We start from the raw sequence: 20,192 nt of genomic DNA, 5'->3' as shown, positions 1-20,192 counted from the left end.
CGTACCGACCCGGAGACAGGAGGCGGTCGTGGACCATCAACAGGCCGCTGAGCTGCTGCGGCAGCGAGCGGGACGGCCCGTGGCGCCCCGGCTCGTGGAGCAGCTGCTGCGGCGCACCGACGCGGACCCGACAGTGCTGGAAGCGATCCTGGACCAGGTGGACACCGACGCGGACGGGCTGCACCGGGTGCCGCTGCGCTGGCCGGACGAGCTGGCCGACCCGGCTAGGGTGTCGATGCTGTCGCTGAGCCCGGACAGCCGCGCCGTGGTGGGCGCGGCCGCGGTCATCGGCCGCGAGTTCGACCTGGCCATCCTGGAGGGGGTATGCCCCGGCGGGGACGTGCTCGGCGGCCTGGAGGACGGGGTCACCGCGGGACTGATCCGCGAGCAGGGCCCGCAGGTCTACGCGTTCGTGCGGGCGCTCGGCCGGGAGGTCTGCTACGACACGCTCGGCCCCCGGCAGCGTGCCGAGCTGCACGAACGCGTCGCGGCGGTGCTGGCCCGGCTCGGCGCGCTGGGCGGCGTCCGCGCGGCCACCGTGCAGGAGCTGGCGTACCACACCGCCGAGGCGGCCGCGCTGGGCGGCCGGCAGCGGCTGGACGCCGCCGTGGCCGCCGCGGCCACCGCCGCCGCGGCCGCGCTGGAGGACGCCGCGTACGACCTGGCCGCCGGTTACTTCGCCCAGGCGGCGCTGTTCGCGGGCCGGGCGGGCTGGGCGCCGGAGCAGTCCGGGCGGCTGCTCGCCGCGGCGGGCACGGCCCGGCTGCGCGGCGCGAGCGGCGCCGGGGCCAGGGACGCCGGCCGGGCCTCGCTGACCGGCGCGATCCGGCTCGGCCTGCGCGCGGGCGATCACGGCCTGGTCGCCGCCGCGGCGCTGGGGCTGGGGCCGCGGCCGACCCTCGGCGCGCTGGCCGGGGACGCCGCACCGCCGCCGGATCCGGTCCGGCTGGACGCGCTCCGGGACGCGTGCGCGACGCTGCCCGCCACCGGCCTGCCCCCGGAGCAGCACTCGGCGGCGGCCCGGCTGATGTCCCGGCTGGCGTACGAGACGGGCCGGCCCGAGCTGGCCCGGCGCGCGCTGGACCTGGCCCGCACCGGCGGCGACCCGCGCGCGGTGGCTGAGGCGCTGCTGGCAGTCGGCGGCGAGCTGGACCAGGTGGTGCGGGAGGCCGTCGCGCTGGGCGACGAGGAGCTGCTGGCGCGGGCGTACGACCTGGCGGCGGCGGAGGCGGTGCGGCGTGGCCAGACCGGCCGCGCGGCGGCGCTGCTGGAGCGGCTCGCGGCGCTGGCCGACCTGCGCGCCGCGGCGCTGGTGCGCTGGTACGCCCTGCGTGCCGCGGCGGAGCTGGCCGCGCTGCGCGGCACTCCGGACGCCGCGGCGGCCGCGCGGGCGCTCGCGGCGGGGCAGGCGGTCGCTCCGGCCGCGGCCGACGCCGCCGACGCCGCGCTGCGCCGCTGGACGGGACCGAAGGCGGGGCCCGGCCGGGCCAACCCCGCCGGGCTGACCGCGCGCGAGCGTGAGGTGCTGGTCTGGGCACTGCGCGGGACACCCGCCAAGGAGATCGCGAGCGCGCTGGTGCTGGGCGAGCGCACCGTGGAGACGCATCTGGCGAGCATCTACCGCAAGCTCGGCGTGCGGACCCGGATCGAGCTGATCCGGAAGCTGGGAGACGGTAGCGGGCTGTAGTGGCGCCAGTGACTTAAAGTTACGAACGAGATTCGCAAATGACTGGACGGCCACTTGACCAGCGGCGTAGCGTCTTCTTCAAGCGCATCGCTCGATGGAAACCCGGGGGATGGCCCAGCTGATCATTTATCGGTTGTGGCGCCGAGTGATGCGCCGGGGGATGGGTGGCACATCGCCGTTGGGGGACGGCCGCCACCTGAGACCGGTCGGCCGGCCGGCGACGCTAACGGGGGTGAGCGTCGCCGCCGGCCACCGGCATGTCCGGCCCCCGTCGCGGCCTCCAGGATCGCCGCGACCTTCAAGATCGCCCGACTTGCCTGGCACCTGTGCGTATCTTGAGCCCGCGAAGGCCCATGTGCCAGGCAAGTCGGATGATCAAGCGGCCGGGACGGCCGGGTGAGCGGGTCAGCGGCCCTGGTTGGCGACGGCGGCGGCGGCTTCGGCGGCCGCTTCCGGGTCGAGGTAGGTGCCGCCGGGGGTGATCGGGCGCAGGTTCGCGTCCAGGTCGTAGCGCAGCGGGATGCCGGTCGGGATGTTCAGCTTGGCGATCGCCTCGTCGGAGATCCCGTCCAGGTGCTTGACCAGCGCGCGCAGCGAGTTGCCGTGCGCGACCACGAGCACGGTCCGGCCCGCGTGCAGGTCCGGGATGATCGCGTCGTACCAGTACGGCAGCATGCGCGCGACGACGTCCTTGAGGCACTCGGTGCGCGGCTTCAGCTCGTCCGGCAGCTGCGCGTAGCGTGGGTCGCCCACCTGCGAGAACTCGTCGTCGTCGGCGATCGGCGGGGGCGGGGTGTCGTACGAGCGGCGCCACAGCATGAACTGCTCCTCGCCGTACGCCTCCAGGGTCTGCTTCTTGTCCTTGCCCTGCAGGGCGCCGTAGTGGCGCTCGTTGAGCCGCCAGCTGCGGGCGACCGGGATCCAGGACCGGTCCGCGGCGTTGAGCGCGATCTCGGAGGTGCGGATGGCGCGACGCAGCACGCTGGTGTGCACCACGTCGGGCAGCAGCCCGCTTTCCCTGAGCAGCTCGCCGCCGCGGCGCGCCTCGGCCTCTCCCTGGGCGTTGAGGTCGACGTCGACCCAGCCGGTGAAGAGGTTCTTGGCGTTCCATTCGCTGTAGCCGTGCCGCAGCAGCACCAGTGTTCCAACCATGCCGACCATCCTCCCCGATGGCCGTCAAGGCCCTGTGACCAGCCCCACGTGACGACCACCACGTGATATTCGAGGTGACTTCGGTCGTACCCGAGCCCTAGGTTGTAAGGCACCACGGGGTTTCGAATCATTACAGGGGTGCGGCGTGCGGGGCTGGCTGGCGCAGACGGCGGGTGGACTACCGAAGACCTTCTGGTATCTGTGGACCGGCACTCTGATCAACCGCACCGGCGCGTTCGTCATGCTGTACCTCGAGATCCACATGGTGGTCGAGTACGGCTTCTCCCCGGCCTTCGCCGGTCTGGTGCTGGGCCTGTTCGGCGGTGGCATGGCGCTCGGCTCGCTGGCCGGGGGCGTGCTGGCCGACCGCTGGGGCCGCCGGTCCACGCTGCTGGTGTCCAACGTCGCGCTGGCCGCCACGGCGATCGTGCTCGGCTTCGTGTTCCAGCCGCTCGCGGTCGCGGCGCTGGCCACCGTGTACGGCTTCTGGAACGGCCTGGGCCGCCCCGCCTTCTCCGCGACCATGGTCGACGTGCTCGGCCCGACCATGCGGCTGCGCGGCATGAACCTCAACTACTGGGCGATCAACCTGGGCTTCTCCTGCGCCGCGGTGCTGGCCGGCGTGCTGTCGCGGACCCCGCACCTGACCGTGTTCCTGCTGAACGCGGCGGCGCAGCTGATGATGGCCGCGATCGTGTTCTGGCGGGTGCCCGAGACGCAGCCTGTGCGCAGCGCGGTGCCCGGAAGGGCACCGGTCGAGGGCAGCATCGTGACGGTCCTGCGCGACCGCGTGTTCATGCTGTTCGTGCTGCTCAACCTCGGCCTGTGGATCATCATCGAGGCTTGCAAGCTGATCCCGATCGCGATGCACCAGCGCGGGATGGACGCCGCCGACTACGGCACGGTGATCGCGGTCAACGGCATCATGATCGTCGCCTTCCAGCTGTTCGTGCCGAAGCTGCTCGCCGGGCGCGACCGCAGCCGGGTGCTGGCCCTGTCGGCGCTGCTGGTCGGCCTGGGCATGGGCGCGGTCGCGATCGCGGGCACCGTGCCGCTGCTGATGCTGACCGTGGTGGTGTGGACCGCGGGCGAGATGCTCAACGCGCCCGTCAACGGCACCCTGATCGCCGACCTGTCCCGGCCCGAGATGCGCGGCCGCTACCAGGGCGTGGCCTCGATGGGCTTCACCGCGGCCAACTTCTTCGCCCCGATCTTCGGCGGCCTGCTGCTGGAGCACGCCCCGCCCGCCACCCTGTGGCTGGTGCTGGCCGCGCTCGGCGTGGTGGTCGCGCTCGGCCAGTTGCTCAGCGGCCCCGTCCGCGAACGCCGCGCCCGTGCCCTCCTGGAGCCCAGGCCCGCCGCCACCGAGGGAGCGAACCTTGCCCCCGCCGCAGCCTGACTCTCCCGCCGCCGGACCGCGGGCGGCCAGGCCCGGCGCCGACGGCAGGCTCCGGGGCTGGTTGCGGGAGACGGCCGGTGGGCTGCCCGCGACGTTCTGGTACCTGTGGGTCGGGACGCTGATCAACCGGGCGGGCGGGTTCGTCGTCATCTACCTGACGATCTACCTGACCACGGTGCAGGGGTTCAGCCCGTCGCAGTCGGGTCTGGTGCTCGGGCTCTGGGCGGCCGGTGGTGCCGTGGGCACGCTGGCCGGGGGCGTCGCGGCGGACCGGATCGGGCGCCGGCCCACCCTGCTCGTCGCGCACCTCGGCGCGGTGGCGCTGCTCGTGTCGCTCGGCTTCGCGCGGGGCTTCTGGGTGATCGCGCCGCTGACGTTCCTGTTCGGCGTGGTCGCCGAGAGCGCCCGGCCCGCGTTCCAGGCGCTGATGGTCGACGTGGTGCCCGAGCGCGACCGGCTGCGCGCGTTCACGCTGAACTACTGGGCCGTCAACGTGGGCTTCGCCGTGGCGGCGATGCTGGCGGGCCTGGTGGCCTCGGCCGACCCGAGGCTGATCTTCCTGCTGGACGCGGCGAGCGCGCTGGCGCCGTTCCTGTTCATCCTGCTCAAGGTGCGCGAGCCGCGGCGGGAGCGGCCCGCCGCCGCCCCGCACGCGCCGCTGGAGCGGGCCGGACTGGGCGCGGTGCTCGGCGACCGGGTGTTCCTCGGGTTCGTCACGCTCAACGTGCTGATCGCCTTCGTGTTCATGCAGCACCTGTCGACGCTGCCCATCGCGATGACCCGCGACGGCATCTCGGCGCAGCAGTACGGCCTGGTCATCGCGCTCAACGGGGTGCTGATCGTGGGCGGGCAGCTGTTCATCCCCAAGCTGATCAGGTCGTACGACCGCTCGAAGGTGCTCGCCGCGGCGTCGCTGATCATCGGGTTCGGCTTCGCGCTGACCGCGTTCGCCGATACGGCGCTGTTCTACGCGGTGACGGTGCTGGTGTGGACCGTCGGCGAGATGCTGAACTCTCCCTCGAACTCGACGCTGACCGCGGCGCTGTCCCCGGCCGCCATGCGCGGGCGCTACCAGGGTGTGATGTCGCTGTCGTGGTCGGTGGCCGGGTTCGCCGCGCCGGTGCTGGGCGGATACGTGCAGCAGCATCTCGGCAACGAGGTGCTCTGGTTGAGCTGCGGCGCCATCGCCGTCGTCGCGGCCCTGGGACAACTCTGGTCGGGGCCGGCCCGCGAGCGGCGGGCGGCGGCACTGCAGGCGATGTGAGGACGGCGATGAGGTTCGTACGCCAGACCGTGGGCGGGCTGCCCCGCACCTTCTGGATGCTGTTCTCGGCGATGCTGGTGAACCGGGTGGGCGCGTTCGGCCTGCTGCTGCTCCCGACGTACCTGACCACCGCCCGGGGCACCACGCTGGCCGTGGCCGGGCTGGTCACGGGTGCGTACGGCGCGGGCGGCGCGGGCGGCACCCTGCTCGGCGGCGTGCTCGCCGACCGCTGGGGCCGCAAGGCGACCTACCTCGCGGGCACCTGCACGGCGGCGGTGCTGATGGTCGGACTGGGCCTGGCCCGGCCGATCTGGCTGATCGCGGTGCTGGCGGCGGCCACCGGCCTGGCCCACTCGCTGCCCGGCCCGGCCACCGTCGCCGCGGTGGTCGACGTGCTGCCCGAGCAGGACCGTTCGCGGGCCTTCAACCTGCAGTTCTGGGCGTTCAACATGGGCGGTGCGGTGGCGGCGGCGCTGGCCGGTGTGATCGCCGAGTTCAGCTTCCTGGCGCTGTTCCTCATCGACGCGACCATGACCGCGGTTACGGCGGTGCTGGTCTGGCGGCTCGTACCGGAGACGCTGCGCCGCGACCGCACCGAGGTCGCCGGGCCGCGGCGGCTGTTCCCGATCAACCGGGCCCGCACGCCGCACGCCGCGGACCGTCCCGCGCCGGGCGGGCTCGGGGTGGTGCTGCGGGACCGGGTGTTCCTGACGTTCGTCGGGCTGACCTTCATCCTGGCCCTGCTCACCATGCAGGGGCAGTCGATCCTGCAGCTGGCCATGGAGGGCGACGGGCTGCGGCCGTCGGCGTACGGCATGGTCGTCTCGCTGGGCGGCGCGATGATCGTGGTGGGGCAGCTGTTCGTGCCCCGGCTGATCGGGGCGCGCCGCCACGCGGTCGTGCTCTCGGCGGCGTTCGTGCTGCTGGCGGTCGGCTACAGCGCCGTGTTCCTAGCCGACCGGCTGTGGATCTACCTGGCCGCGGCGTCGGTGTGGACCGTCGGGCAGATGCTCGCCGCGCCGCCGAACGCATCGATCATCGCCGAGCTGGCGCCGACCGCGCTGCGCGGCCGGTATCAGGGCGTGTTCTTCCTGGTGTTCCCGGCGGCGGGCTTCGTCGCGCCGTCGCTGGGCGGCTGGAGCCTGCAACACCTCGACGCCTGGCACTGGCTGCTGTGCGGTGCGCTGGGTCTGGCGGGGGCGCTCGGGCACCTCCTGGCGGCCCGCCGGCGCGAGGCGCGGGCGGCGCAGATCCGCCGGGTCGACGTCACGCCACAAACGACGGCGGAACCGGCGCTCGCCTGACGCCGCAACACCTTCGCGCCCGCGCCGTTGCTGAGCGGGCGGTCTCTGATAACCGGATGACATCGGCTCCGCCGAATGGCTGATGGGGGCCTAATCCCATCGACCGATGTCGCAAAGTAACGGTTTGAAAACAGCCAACGTGACTGTTGACACAGCGCCAAATTAAGTAAGAATTCTTTCCACATACAGTTAACACTCCTTCCTAAAAGAGGTTGACGACCGTGGAAAAAGGCGCGTTCCCGACGGCAGGCACGGACAGCGTGCTCGCCCGTCTCCGCGCCAAACTCCCGGAGTTCACCGGCGCCCTGCGGCGCGTCGCCGAGCAGGTGCTGACCGACCCGGCCGGGGCCTCCCGGGCCACGATCGTCGAGCTGGCCGAGCGCTCGCACACCTCGCCCGCCACCATCACCCGGTTCTGCCGGGCGGTCGGCTTCGAGGGGTACGCCGACCTGCGGCTGGCCATCGCGGGCGAGACCGGCCGCGCCGCCCGCTCGGCGGGCTGGGTCGTCGACATCGGACGCGAGATCGAGCCCGGCGACCCGCTGGAGCGCGTGCTCGGCCAGATCATGGCCGCCGACACCCGCGCCATGCAGGACACCGCCGCGATGACCGACCTGGCCGAGGTCGAGCGGGCCGCCGACGCGATCGCCGCCGCCGAGCGGGTCGACATCTACGGCGCCTCGGGCTCCGCCCTGGTCGGCGCCGAGATGCAGTTCTCGCTGCACCGCATCGGGATCGCCGCCTGGTCCTGGCCGGACGTGCACAACGGGCTGGCCAGCGCCGCGCTGCTGCGCGCCGGCGACGTGGCGCTCGGCATCAGCCACTCCGGGCAGACCCGGGAGACCATCGAGATGGTCGCCGAGGCCGGCAGCCGCGGCGCGACCACAGTGGCGCTGACCAGCTTCCCCCGCTCGCCGCTGGCCGACGTCGCCGACGTCGTGCTGACCACGGCGACGCAGGCCACCACCTTCCGGCCGGACTCGCTCTCGGCCCGGCACCCGCAGCTGGTCGTGCTCGACCTGCTCTACATCGCCGTCGCGCAGCGCACCCACGAGCGTGCGCACGCGGCGTTCCAGCGCACCGCCCAGGCGGTCGCCGGGCACCGCCTCCGGGAGGTGGTGTGAGTGCTCTCCACCCTGACGGCCCTGCGCCGTCCCACAGATTCCGGCGCATTGGCGCCGGTTGACGCGGCGACGTCAAGCGACGCAACGCTGCGGCATCTGGTCACGCCCACGGGCGTGACGTCTCCCGGATCCACCGGGGCGCAACACCAGATCCAAGTGCAGCGACGCGCCGGATGGGCCCGACGCGCCGCGATATCTCGTACGAGGAGATTGTCATGACCGTAACTCCCGACAGCCCGTCGGAGCTGAACCGCCGCACCCTGCTGCGCCGGGCCGCTGCCGCCGGTCTGCTCGCCGCCCCCGCCATGAGCGCGCTGGCCGCCTGCGCCAGCGAGGACGGCGAGGGTGGCACCACCGGCGAGAAGACCGAGGCCAACCCGTTCGGCGTCGGTGACAAGCAGCCGCTCGAGGTCGCGTTCTTCAACGGCGGCTTCGGCGAGGACTACGCCAAGTTCGACGTTGCCGCCTACGAGAAGAAGTTCCCGGGCAGCAAGGTCGAGCTGAAGTTCTCGAAGACCATCCTCACCGACTACCAGCCGCGCTTCTACGGCGGCAACCCGCCGGACGTGCTGAACAACTCGTCGCCGGAGACCATCCCGGTCGGCCCGGTGGTGCAGGGCGGCCAGCTGACCGACCTGACCCAGCTGCTGGAGGCGGGCTCGTTCGACGACCCGGCCGTCAAGGTGAAGGACACCCTGGTCGCCGGCGTCGTTGAGGAGGGCACCTTCAACGGCAAGATGTACACGCTGAACTACGCGTACTCCATCTACGGCCACTGGTACGACGAGGCGCTGTTCGCCAAGAACGGCTGGACCGTGCCGAAGACGTGGGAGGAGTTCACCACGCTGGCCGAGGCCGCCAAGGCCAAGGGCATCGCGGCGTACACCTTCCAGGGCATCCACCCCTGGTACATCCACAACGTGATCTCGGAGTGGATCTACAAGGTCGGCGGCAAGGAGGCGATCCTCAAGATCGACAACCTGGAGCCGAACGCGTGGAAGCAGGACGCGGTCAAGGTCGCGGCCGAGCGCATCGCCGAGATGGCGAGCAAGGGCTGGATCCAGGCCGGCGCCGCCGGTCTCGACCACACCACCACGCAGCAGGCCGTGCTCGACGGCAAGGCGCTGTTCATCTGGTGCGGCTCCTGGCTCGAGGGCGAGATGGCCAAGACCCTGCCGGCGTCGGTCAAGCTGGCCGTCGCGCCGCCGTGGGACCTGTCCGGCTCGGACAAGGCCAAGTACGGCGCCGTGCACGCGGCCCCCGGTGAGGGCTTCGTCGTCCCCACCAAGGCCAAGAACCAGGCCGGTGGCCTCGAGTTCCTGCGCATGATGCTGGGCAAGGAGCAGGCCCGCAAGTTCGCCGAGCTCACCAAGTCGCTGCCCGTGGTGAAGGGTGCGGCCGACGGCCTCACCATCTCCAGCGCCCTGACGTCGGCCTCCAAGGTCGCTGCCGCGGCCACCGAGGTCATCAACTGGCGTTACGGCGGCTGGTACACCCCGCTGCAGAACGCGGTGTTCGCGGCCGCGACCGACCTGGCCGCCGGCAAGAGCAGCGCCGAGAAGTTCATGGACGCCGTGCAGAAGGCCGCCGACGAGGTGGCGAAGGACGACAAGATCGTGAAGCAGAAGGCCTCCTGATCTGACGTCCGGGCCGCCGCCAGCGGCGGACCAGCGTGAACGGGCGGGGCCGGACCTCCGGCCCCGCCCCTCCCTCCGAAGTCGCCGGTTAAGGACTACCGCCATGTCGTTCGGCAGAGCCCGCTTCATCACAGGGTTCCTCTTCGCCCCGATCCTGCTGTACGCGGTGTACGTGCTGTATCCGTACGCCCAGACGGCGTACTACTCCGTCACCGACTTCTCGGGCTTCAGCCCGGACTTCGCGTACGTCGGCTTCGGCAACTACGTGGAGCTCTTCGAAGACGAGGTCTTCCTGAAGGCGCTCGGCCACAACGTCGTGGTGCTGACGGTCTTCCCGGTCGTCACGATCCTGCTGGCCCTGTTCTTCGCCTTCATGCTCAACGTCGGCGGGCGCGGCGACAAGGCAGGCGTGCGCGGTGTCCGCGGCTCCTCGGTCTACAAGTTCATCTTCTTCTTCCCGCAGGTGCTCTCCATCGCCATCGTCGCCGTCATCTGGCGCCGGGTGTTCCAGAGCAACGACGGCGGCCTCATCAACTCGCTGCTGATGGCGATGGGCCTCGTCGAGAAGGACAAGCCGCTGATGTTCCTGGCCGAGGGCGAGTCGGTGTTCCCGCCGATCACCATCGGCAACTTCACCTTCGAGGCGCCCGTCGTCCTGGTCTGCCTGATCCTGATCGCGATCTGGGGCGGCGTCGGCTTCTACCTCGTCCTGTTCTCCGCGGCGATGCAGTCGATCCCCAAGGACATCTTCGAGGCGGCGACGCTCGACGGCGCCACCCGCGTGCAGACGTTCTTCCGGGTCACCCTGCCGCTGCTGCGCGAGCACGTCTCCGTCGCCTGGGTCTACCTCGGCATCGCCGCGCTCGACTTCTACGCCCTCGTGGTCGGCATGACGCCCGGCCCCGGCGGCGGCGGCCCGAACGACGCCAGCCAGGTGATGAGCTCGTACATGATGTCGAACGCCTTCCGGCCGTCGCGGTTCGACTCCTTCGCGTTCGCCTGCGCCATGGGCGTCTCCATCGCCATCCTGACCCTGCTGCTCGCCGCGGTGCAGCTGCGGGTCACCCGCAGCCGCGACAAGCTCGAGTTCTGAGGGGCAACGCCATGTCTCACCTCGCGACCACCGAAGCGCCCGCGACGCCCGCACCCCCCGCCGCGCCGTCCAAGGCGACGGGGCAGGCCAAGCCGCCCTCGGACGAAGGCCGGGTCTTCAACGTCTTCTCGCACGGCTTCCTGTTCCTCTGGGGCGCCCTGGTCACCATCCCGCTGCTCTGGGCCGTCATCCAGTCGTTCAAGACCGACACCGAGATCATCAACGACCCGCTGGGCCTGCCCGAGCAGTGGCTCTGGGGCGCCTTCGGCCGCGCCTGGACCAAGGGCCACATCGGCGAGTTCTTCATCAACACGATCGTCGTGCTGATCGGCGGCGTCACGCTCACCATGCTGCTGGGTTCCATGGCGGCGTACGTGCTGGCCCGCTACCCGTTCCGCGGCAACCGGGCCGTGTACTGGATGTTCATCGCCGGTCTGACCATGCCGATCTACCTGGGCATCCTGCCGCTCTACCTGACCGTGGAGAAGGTCGCCAAGGCGCTCGGGCTGGTCGAGGTCATCGGCCTCAACACCCACCTCGGCCTGATCCTGGTGTACGTCGCGTACTCGCTGCCGTTCACGATCTTCTTCCTGCACGCGTTCTTCCGTACGCTGCCGAGCAGCATCGCGGAGGCCGCGTCGGTCGACGGGGCCGGGCACGTGCGGCTGTTCTTCCAGGTGATGATGCCGATGGCCAAGCCCGGCCTGATCGGCATCGGCATCTTCAACGTGATCGGCCAGTGGAACCAGTTCATCCTGCCCACGGTGATCATGAAGGACGAGGACAAGCGGCTGCTCACGCAGGGCCTGCTGGAGCTGGCCACCAACGCCCGTTACGAGACGGACTTCGCCCGCCTGTTCGCCGGCATGACCATCGCCATGCTGCCGATCCTCGCCGTGTACCTGGTCTTCCACCGCCAGGTCCAGGCCGGCCTCACCGGCGCCACCCTCAAGTAGCGCCGGCCGATCTCCAGGAGCGGCATCCGCCATCGCGGCGGGTGCCGCTCCTCCGTTGTGGAGGGGCTGTCCGTCAGAGCCCCGGAGGGTCGCCGGGCCGCGTCGCTGATGTGTGACGCGGCGCACATTTCTCGCGATTCACATGGTAGACAAGGGCTTCGGCGCGGCACCGGCGATCGGGAGGTCATTGTGGGCAGAGCGGACGTGGACCCGGAAGCACGCTTCCTCCCCAGCCCGGAGACGCCGATCCTGAACGAGCACGACGTACGCGAGCTGCGCCCGCTGCGGCTGGCCAAGTCGGCCGCGCTCGGTATCGGCGGCCCCGAGTTCGCCGACGAGCTGCGCCGCCTGCCCGCCGCCGAGCTGTCCTGGATCCAGCAGCAGCTGAAGGTCCGCACGGGCGCCTCGCCCTCCCTGCTCGCCCAGTCCCTGCGCATCAGGCTGGTGCGCGCCCCGGAAGGGCTCGCCGAGCAGATCCTCTTCGACGCGCTTCGGGTCGGGGCCGTGAACACGGCGTTGACCTGCTGCTTCACCGAGGAGGAGCTGGCCGCGGTGCTCCGCGCGGACGCCGGTGCGCTGGCCTTCCTCGCCACGCACGACGTGCTTGCGCTGCTGCTGGACGCGGGTTCGTTCGGATACACGCCCGCGGTGCGGGCCGGGGTGTGGTCGGTGATGGTGGCCAAGGCGCACGTCGGCGCGGTGGCCGCGCTGGGCTGGCTGGTCGCCGAACCACCCGCGGGCTGGAGCCCGGACACGCTGGCCGCGGTGCGCGCCACGTGGGCCCGGCTGCGGCAACGGCACCGGCTGCTTCCCGAGCGGCCGGAACCGCTCGGCCGCCTGGTGGACGTCGTGTCCGAACTCCAGCACGGCTGGGCGGCCGCCGTGGAGCCCGCGCGGCCGGACGAGCATGCGGCCGTGCCGCCGGACACCGGGGTGGGCGTCGGGCGGACGCCGGCAGCCTGGGGCAACGGCTCGCACGGGCAGGAGGTGTCGCCGGAGGACGTGGGCGATCTCGCCGCGCTGTGCGACGTCGTGACGGACGCGCTCGGCGAGATCCGCGCCGACGTCCTGCCGGGCCTGGTGGAGGCCGTCGACGCCGGCCGCCTGCCCGCCGAGGGCGACCTGGCGCGGGTGGGCCGGTTCGTGGACAACCTGAACGCGTTCTTCGAGAAGGTGGCGGTGGTCACCCAGGAGCCCGCGCCGCAGACGCTCGACGAGGCACGGCTGCGGCTCGACGAGCTGTCCGCGGCGATGGACTCCCTGGGCCAGGTGGCCCGGGTCCGGCGGCTGACCTCGCTGCGCGCCCCGGAGTACGTGGCCAACGAGGCGCGTCAGGTGGCCGAGCTCGCCGCGTCGGTCGACGCGAGCGCCGATCCGGCCGTCCTGGCCGGGCTCGACGCCCTGCTGACGGCGATCGAGATCGGCGGCCGCGACCCGCAGCGGGTCACCGAGCTGGCCCGCACCGTGCAGCGGGACCTGCCGGTCGCGTCCCTGCTCATCATGCACGTGGCATCCGGCGGCCTCAGCCTTGCCGACGACGGGGAACCCGTGCCGGACGGCGGCCCTGTGCCGGACGGCGGGGCCGTGCCGGACGACGCACCCGCGCCGCAGGACGCCTCGCCGCGGGACACCGCGCCGCAGGAAACGGCGGTGCCGGACACCGGCGTGGCGGACGGTGGCACGGCGGACGACGTCGTCGCGGCCGGTCCCCTTGCGCAGTCACCGGCCGGAACGTCGGCAAAGGTGCCCGCGCCGCGTTTCGCGGCGGAGACGGCGGCCCTCCCGGCGGCGAGCCTTGAGGAGGTCCTCGCCGGACTCCAGCTGACCGTCCCCGTGCCGGTGGGCGGCCCGGCCGACGAGGTGACCGCGGCCGACGACGCCGCCGGTCCGGGAGCCCCGCCCGACGCCGAATCCCTGCACGTGCGGCTGCTGGCCGAAGGGCGGTTCGTCCTCGCCTCGTGGCTGATGCAGGCGCAGGAGGCGCCCGCCGCGGTGGTGGCGGCGCACCGGCTCGCCGCGCACGCCGTGGCGATGCGCAGCTCGGCCGGGTCCAACGCCGCGGCGTTCGCGGACACCGCACGGCAGCTAGACGCCGATGCGCTCAGCGACCGCCCGGACATGCAGATGCTGGTGTACGCCGCGTCGGTGCGGGCGGGCCTGCTGTCGCCGACGGCGGGCGCCGCCGGGCCGCTGCGCGACGTCACCCCCGGCATCAACAAGGCGGGCGCGGCGGTCGAGGAGCTGACCGAGGCGCTGCTCAACGCGATCTACAGCGGCGCCTACCTGACGGCGCGCAGCACCGACGCGGTGGCGGAGGCGGCCGGCGCCGAGGCCGAGCACGCGGCGCTGACCGGTGCGGCGCGGGAGATGCTGCTGTCCGGGCCGTCCCGCACCATCCGGTACGCGGCCGCGACCGAGCTGTGGCAGCTGTGGATGGCGGCCGGCGGCTTCCTCGGCGCACCACTGACCATCGTCGCGAGCGGCTCGCGCAGCCTCGACGACCTCGCGGTCGTGCGGGAGCGGGTGCGGGAGCTGAGGTCCAAATCGGTCCTGGAGGCGGCGCTGGACCAGGACACGCGCCGCTCCTCGTCCGCGAAGCGGCGCCAGCGCATCGAGGCCAAGGCCCGCGGCAAGATCCTTGAGTGGACCGCGGACGTCACCGACCTGCTCACCAAGTGGGTGGAGGCGACCGAGAACCTCACCCGCCCCCCGGCCGCGGGCACGTGGATGGCGGACCCGATGGCGGAGCTGCGGTCCCGGGTGAACGGCATCCGCGAGCAGGCTCTGGACCAGCTCGCGGCGTTCGCGCACACCGGCCAGCCGGCCCGGGACGCGGCCACCGCGGCGGGCCTCGCGCTGCTCACCGAGTCGCTGGAGCTGCTCGACGGAAAGACCACCCTGCGCGGCGCCGAGCTGGCAGCGGACCGGCTCATCCACGGCCAGCTGGCGCTGGCACCCCAGCTGCCCATCGCGCCGTCCCTGGAGCCGTCGCGCCCGCCGACGCCGCACGACATCGCGGCCGCCATGGACGCGCTGAACGACGGCGAGGCGGGCTGGAACCGGGCCTTCGAGCAACGCTCGGCCCGGCACGACCAGGTGGGCACGCAGATCCTCATCGACGTCCTGCGGGCGGACGATCCCCAGCTCGCGCAGCGGCTGTCGGCCGCGCGGGAGCGGGCCGTGGCGGCCTCGGCCGAGCGCCTGGACCAGCTCGCGCTGGGCACGGCCACCCGCATCGACGCCGACCGCCGCTACGGCCGGCTGAGCGCCGACGACTGGGCCGACCTCTCGTCGCGGGTGCGGGAGCACACCTCGGGCACGCGCGGCACCCGGCGGGACTACGACGCGATGCTGACCGACGTCGCCCGGATCGAGCAAGACCGGGCCGACAAGGCGCGGGCGGCCGTCGAGACCGCCCGCGACCAGCTCCGGGAGGCCGAGATTCCGGCCGCCGCGGTTGCCCGGGTCGCCAGCCGGATCGACGACGGCGACCTCACCACCGCCAACGAGTACCTGGAGACCGTGCGCAGCGGGCGCGAGCTGCCCGGACCGCACGACGACGTGGACCACCTGCGGCTGTTCCACCCGGTCTTCCCCGCCCTCTTCGCGGGTTCCACCGGAAAGGCCCCGACCACCGCGCTCCTGACCGAGTTGAAGCAGGCCATCGACGAGGGACGCAATCCCGCGACCGGTCCGCTGGGCGAGGCGCTGGCCGGCGCCGGGATCGACGTCTCCCAGATCCGGGCCCGGGGGGCCGCAAGCAGCATCAGCCAGTGGACGGCGCTGGCGCAGGTGCGGGCGCTGGACGCGAAACTCGGTGGCGTCAAGGAGGTGCTGGAGCGGCTCGGCTTCTTCGTGGAAGGCGCCAACACGCCCCCCACCGGCCGTCGCGGCCAGACTGCCGGACGCTCCTACTGGATGCACCTCACCGGCGTCCGCGCGACCGCCGGCAATGCCGTCATCCCGGCGTTCGGCAGCGCGATCAGCCCGTCGGGGGATACGCTCCGGCTGCTCGCGGTGTGGCGCTCGCCCACCGCGTCCGAGCTGATCGAGCTGCTGCGCAGCGAGCCGACCGACCACTCCGTGCTGGTGCTCTACTTCGGCACGCTCGGCGTGAACGCACGCCGTGAGCTGGCCACGGAGTTCCGCGGCGGCAGCGGCGGGCGCCGGCTGCCGGTCACCGCGGTGATCGACGAGGCGGCGTTCGCGTACCTCGTCGCGCAGCCGGAGCCGAGCCGCGACACCACCATGGCCGTCTCGCTGCCGTTCACCTCCGCCACGCCGTTCACCCCCGACGTCGCCGGGCTCGTCCCCCAGGAGATGTTCTACGGGCGGGCCGAGGAGCGCGACAAGGTCGTGGACATGATGGGGTCCTGCATCGTCTACGGCGGCCGCCAGCTCGGAAAGTCGGCGCTGCTGCGGGCCGCGGCGCGGGAGTTCGACGACAACGTGTCGCGGCACGCCGTCTACCTCTCCATCTACAAGGTCGGTCAGGCCGTGCCGGCTGACGCGGTGTGGTCGACGCTGTGGCCGAGCCTCGCCGAGAAGGGCATCGTCTCGGGCGAGGTGCCCGCCGGTGAGCTGGCCCCCGCGCTGATCAGGCAGGTGGCCGCCTGGATCGCGGCCCGGCCGGGCCGCCAGCTCCTGCTGCTGCTGGACGAGTCGGACTTCTTCCTGGACGCCGATGCGGCCGAGGGCCGGTTCACCAACGTCACCCAGTTCAAGGAGCTGATGGAGCGCACCATGCGATCGGTGAAGGTGGTCTTCGCCGGCCTGCACCAGACGGCCCGCTTCGAGCGCCTGGTGAACCATCCGCTGGCCCACTTCGGGGATCCGGTCTGCGTCGGCCCGCTCGCGCCGCAGGCGGCCTACGATCTGCTGACCAAACCGCTGCACGCGCTCGGCTACCGCTTCGGCGACCAGGATCACGCGCCCCGGGTGCTGGCCCTGGCCAACAACCAGCCCGCGCTGATCCAGCTCTTCGGGGCGCAGCTGCTGCGCAACCTGCAGCGGGTGCCGCTGGCCGCGGACGCCCCGCCGCAGAACGTCACCGACGGCGACGTCGAGACGGTATGGGCCGACGACAGCCTGCGGACGGCGTTCCGCAAACGTTTCGACTGGACGCTGAACCTGGACCTGCGGTACAAGGTCATCGCCTACAGCGTGGCCTTCCACGCGCACGCGAACGGTGCGGGCTCGGCGCTGCCGGCGGCCGTGCTGCGCGCCGAATGCGAGCAGTGGTGGCCGCAGGGGTTCGCCGCGGAGAACGTGCGGTCCGGCGAGTTCCGGGCGCTGCTCGACGAGTGCGTCGACCTGGGCGTGCTGTCGTACGCCAGCGGCCGGTACCGGCTGCGTACGCCGAACGTGCTCGACCTGCTCGGCTCGCGCGAGGAGGTGGACGAGTTCCTGGATCAGGCGCACTCGATGCCGCTGCCGCAGAGCTTCGACGGAAGCCTGCTGCGCCCGCCGTTCGGCACTGGCCCCACCCGCGGCCCGCTGACCTCCCAGCAGATCGCGGACCTGCTGTCGCCGCGGAGCCAGGTCCGTATGATCGCCGGCTCGGCGGCGCTGACCATGGAGCGTTGCATCCGGGCCATGCGCGACGAGCACGACACGATCACCGGGGTGCGGCGCAGCCAGCTGCGTGAGGCCACCCCGACGAACATCGCGCACGAGTGCCAGCAGGCCACCATGCTCGCCGCCGGTGGGCACGCCGTCGTGGTCGTCGACCTCAAGACGGCCACCCCGCAGGTGGCCCGGACCACCTGGCGCACCGCCCGGGAGCTCATCGCCGCCCACTCCGGGGGGACGCTGGGCATCGTCCTGGTGACCAGCCCGAGGCAGGCCGCGGTATGGCCGACCGTCGCCGACGAGTCCGACGCCTCGTCCGGCCTGACCGGGCTGCGCCGCTACGAGGAGACGGACCTGCGGTTGTGGCTCACCGAGACCACCCTGCCGTTCCAGGACGACGCCTCCCGCAACGAGCTGCTCACCATGACCGGCGGCTGGCCGATGAACGTGAACAAGGTCGCCGAGGACCTGTCCCGCGACCAGGACGGCGACGCCCGGGTCGACCCGCTCGGCGGCCTGCGGCTGCACCTGTCCGATCCGGCGCGCGCCGACGAGCTCGTCGCCGCCTCCGGCGCGCGGGCCGACGAGGTGCTGCACGAGGCCTGGCGCTTCCTGGTCCGTGAGCTGGCCGACGAGCAGGCCGATCCGCAGGAGGTCGCCGAGTATCTCGCGATGCACGCGGAGTCGGAGGACCCGGCGGCGGCCGTGCTGCGCGCCGCCGGGCTGGTGGCGCTCGGCTACCGCGGGCTGGGCGACGTGGTGGACGTTCTGCGTACGCTCGGGCTGCTCGTGGCCAGCACCGAGGACGGCAAGCTGCTGGTGGAGCCGGTGATGGCGGCGGCCACCCGGGCGGCCGCGCGGTGAGCCGGACCACGCACCGCCTGCTGGCCGTGCTCGTCGAGGAGGCGGCGGGTCAGGTGCTGGCCACGCCCGCCTACGCGGGCCGGGGCATCGACCGCAAACGGTTCGCGGAGGCGAACCGGTCGGACCTGCTGCTGGTCATCGCGCGGGCCGGGACGCTGCGCGGCGAACTCGCGGAGCGGTATGCGGCTGACCTGGCGGCCGACCATGCGCTGCTGCGGGACCTCACCGGGCCCGACCCGGCGGTGGCGGAGCAGGCGGCGGTGCGGCTCGCCGTCGATCCCCGGGCGCTCGTGCCGGCGCAGGTGCGACCGGCCCCGAAACCCGCGCCGACCGTCGACGAGCGCCGGGCGGAGCGGGCCGCGCGCACCCTCGCGGAGGTGAAGGCGGCGCGCGACCTGGCCAGGGGACGCCTGGAGTGGGCCACCCGGGAGCGGGACGCCGCCCGGCAGGAGCTGGAGGCCGCGCTCACCGATCGCGACGAGGCGCTCGCCGTCATCGAGTCGCTGCGCGCGCAGCTGGAGGTGGAGCGCCGGCGCGGCGGTGACCTGCTGCACGCGGCGGACGTGCTGGCCCGCGCCGCGCGGCCGGCCCCGCCGGACGGCGACCCGCGCGAGCGGGAGCAGCGGGGGGAGGGCGCCGAGCAGGTGACCTCGCGGCTGACCGGGGCACTGGCGACGGCGGGCGTCGACCCCGGCGCGTTCCTCGCGGTGCTCGATGCGATGCGGGTCCCGTCGCCGCCGCCTCCGGCGCGGACCCGGCGCAGGGACATCTCGCTCGTCCCGCTGGGCGGGGGCACCGACATCGGCGGGTCGTGCATGCTCGTGGAGGTCGGCGACGTACGCATCCTCGTCGACGCCGGACTCCGCTCGCGCCAGCTGCTGAGCGAGGTCGGGCCGCCGGAGATCGCCGTCGCGCGGGCCGGGCGGATCGACGCGGTCGTGGTCACCCACGCGCACAACGATCACGCGGGCTACGTGCCGGCGCTGCTGGCCGACCACCCGGCGCTGCCCGTCATCTGCACGCCGGACACCGCGGCGCTGCTGCCGACGATGTGGGCCGACTCGGTGAAGGTGTTCGAGCGGGCCCGGCGGGCGGAGCTGGCCGCGGGCGTGGCGGCCGCGCTGCCGTACGGCCCCATCGAGGCGGGCGCGGCCCGGCGCGGCATCCGGACCGCGGAGTTCGGCACCGAGGTCGAGGTGCACGACGGGGTGACCGTGGAGCTGTTCCCGGCGGGGCACATCCTGGGCGCCGCGGGTGTGGTGGTCCGTGCGGGGAGCAGCCGGGTGGTGGTCACCGGCGACGTCTCCGACCAGCCTCAGGCGACGGTGCCGGGCCTCGTGCTGGCGGATTCCGCCCGCGGGGCCGACCTGCTGGTCATCGAGTCGACCCACTGCCGGCCCGGCGGCTCGCCCCGCGCCTTCGAGGTGCAGAACTTCCTCGCCACGGTGGCGGAGACGGTGGCGGCGGGCGGGCGCGTGCTGGTGCCCGCGTTCGCGCTGGGGCGGGCCCAGGAGGTGGCGCTGACCCTGCGGCGGCACCTGCCGGACGTGCCGGTGCTCGTCGACGGGATGGCCCGGCAGATCACCCGCATCTACGAGCAGCAGAGCGAGGGCGGCGACAGCCCGCTGCGCATCTTCGGCGGCCAGGTGCGCGAGGTCCCGCCCGACCGCCGCCGGGAGCTGATGGCGTCGTTCCGGCGCGGCGTCGTGATCACCACCTCGGGGATGCTGACGGCCGGCCCGGCCGTGCAGTGGGCCCGGTCGATCCTGCCGGACCCGGCCGCCGCGCTGCTGCTCGCCGGTTATCAGGACGAGGAGTCGCCGGGCGCCGCGCTGCTCGCGCTGGCCGACGGCGAGGAGACCCGGTTCCTGATGGACACCGAGACGATCGAGGTCAAGGCCCGGATCGCCAGGTTCGGGCTGTCGGCCCACGCCGACCGCAAGGGGCTGGTCTCGATCGTCAACAGCGCCGCCGCGGCCGAGGTGATGCTGGTGCACGGGCTGCCCGGACCGCAGCGCGAGTTCGCCGACCACCTGGGCCGGCTGGGCAAGCGGGTGGTGCCGACCCGGCGTTGGCAGTCGTGAGCGGGCTCCGGCGGCCCGCCGAAGATCGCTGGTTCGTGTCGGAACCTGTGGCCAGGC

Annotated in this window: 11 protein-coding genes; 10 read left to right on the top strand and 1 reads right to left on the bottom strand. The window is 72.9% G+C overall.

What is annotated here, in order from left to right:
• Positions 1-28 precede the first annotated feature (28 nt).
• The gene (locus tag Cba03nite_RS04305; RefSeq protein WP_203741985.1) at positions 29-1,687 is read left to right on the top strand and encodes a helix-turn-helix transcriptional regulator; all 1,659 of its coding nucleotides are present in this window, start codon (positions 29-31) and stop codon (positions 1,685-1,687) included.
• A gap of 405 nt (positions 1,688-2,092) precedes the next feature.
• On the opposite strand, the gene Cba03nite_RS04300 is transcribed toward Cba03nite_RS04305, so the two are convergent.
• Positions 2,093-2,839, bottom strand: a complete 747-nt coding sequence (locus Cba03nite_RS04300) for a phosphoglyceromutase (protein ID WP_203741983.1) — start codon at positions 2,837-2,839, stop codon at positions 2,093-2,095.
• A 145-nt stretch (positions 2,840-2,984) separates the two neighbouring features.
• Here Cba03nite_RS04300 and Cba03nite_RS04295 point away from each other — a divergent pair, with 145 nt between their 5' ends.
• The 9 genes from Cba03nite_RS04295 (at position 2,985) to Cba03nite_RS04255 (ending at position 20,135) form a co-directional block, all read left to right on the top strand.
• A complete protein-coding gene (locus Cba03nite_RS04295; RefSeq protein WP_203741981.1) occupies positions 2,985-4,238 on the top strand; it encodes an MDR family MFS transporter in 1,254 nt (417 codons plus the stop codon).
• 61 nt (positions 4,239-4,299) lie between these two features.
• The gene (locus Cba03nite_RS04290) at positions 4,300-5,502 is read left to right on the top strand and encodes an MDR family MFS transporter (RefSeq protein ID WP_239125461.1); all 1,203 of its coding nucleotides are present in this window, start codon (positions 4,300-4,302) and stop codon (positions 5,500-5,502) included.
• Positions 5,503-5,510: 8 nt separating this feature from the next.
• Complete coding sequence (locus tag Cba03nite_RS04285) at positions 5,511-6,806, top strand: MFS transporter (RefSeq protein ID WP_203741977.1); 1,296 nt, start codon at positions 5,511-5,513, stop codon at positions 6,804-6,806.
• Between the two features lie 221 nt (positions 6,807-7,027).
• Positions 7,028-7,930 carry a MurR/RpiR family transcriptional regulator gene (locus tag Cba03nite_RS04280; protein ID WP_203741975.1) on the top strand — a complete coding sequence of 301 codons (903 nt, stop codon included), beginning with the start codon at positions 7,028-7,030 and terminating at the stop codon, positions 7,928-7,930.
• Between the two features lie 215 nt (positions 7,931-8,145).
• Positions 8,146-9,567, top strand: a complete 1,422-nt coding sequence (gene ngcE, locus Cba03nite_RS04275; protein WP_203741973.1) for an N-acetylglucosamine/diacetylchitobiose ABC transporter substrate-binding protein — start codon at positions 8,146-8,148, stop codon at positions 9,565-9,567.
• 103 nt (positions 9,568-9,670) lie between these two features.
• Positions 9,671-10,660 (top strand): carbohydrate ABC transporter permease, encoded by a 990-nt coding sequence (locus Cba03nite_RS04270; protein ID WP_203741971.1) that lies wholly within the window; start codon positions 9,671-9,673, stop codon positions 10,658-10,660.
• Between the two features lie 11 nt (positions 10,661-10,671).
• Positions 10,672-11,616, top strand: coding sequence for a carbohydrate ABC transporter permease (locus tag Cba03nite_RS04265; RefSeq protein WP_203741969.1), 945 nt, complete (start codon positions 10,672-10,674; stop codon positions 11,614-11,616).
• A 204-nt stretch (positions 11,617-11,820) separates the two neighbouring features.
• Positions 11,821-18,051, top strand: a complete 6,231-nt coding sequence (locus Cba03nite_RS04260; RefSeq protein ID WP_203741967.1) for a hypothetical protein — start codon at positions 11,821-11,823, stop codon at positions 18,049-18,051.
• Positions 18,048-20,135 carry an MBL fold metallo-hydrolase gene (locus Cba03nite_RS04255; RefSeq protein ID WP_203741965.1) on the top strand — a complete coding sequence of 696 codons (2,088 nt, stop codon included), beginning with the start codon at positions 18,048-18,050 and terminating at the stop codon, positions 20,133-20,135. Before Cba03nite_RS04260 ends, Cba03nite_RS04255 begins: the two co-directional genes overlap by 4 nt.
• Positions 20,136-20,192 lie beyond the last annotated feature (57 nt).

Origin of the sequence: Catellatospora bangladeshensis, from assembly GCF_016862575.1 — a bacterium.
Classification (GTDB): Bacteria; Actinomycetota; Actinomycetes; order Mycobacteriales; family Micromonosporaceae; genus Catellatospora; species Catellatospora bangladeshensis.
The sequence above is the reverse complement of the archived record's forward strand: the minus strand, read 5'-3'. Positions and strand labels throughout refer to the sequence as shown.

What these genes read in the sequence shown, in the direction of transcription:
- Cba03nite_RS04265 (WP_203741969.1), top strand. Translation starts at nt 10,672, where the DNA reads ATGTCTCACCTCGCGACCACCGAAGCGCCCGCGACGCCCGCACCCCCC.
- Cba03nite_RS04270 (WP_203741971.1), top strand. Translation starts at nt 9,671, where the DNA reads ATGTCGTTCGGCAGAGCCCGCTTCATCACAGGGTTCCTCTTCGCCCCG.
- Cba03nite_RS04285 (WP_203741977.1), top strand. Translation starts at nt 5,511, where the DNA reads ATGAGGTTCGTACGCCAGACCGTGGGCGGGCTGCCCCGCACCTTCTGG.
- Cba03nite_RS04300 (WP_203741983.1), bottom strand. Translation starts at nt 2,839, where the DNA reads ATGGTTGGAACACTGGTGCTGCTGCGGCACGGCTACAGCGAATGGAAC.
- ngcE (WP_203741973.1), top strand. Translation starts at nt 8,146, where the DNA reads ATGACCGTAACTCCCGACAGCCCGTCGGAGCTGAACCGCCGCACCCTG.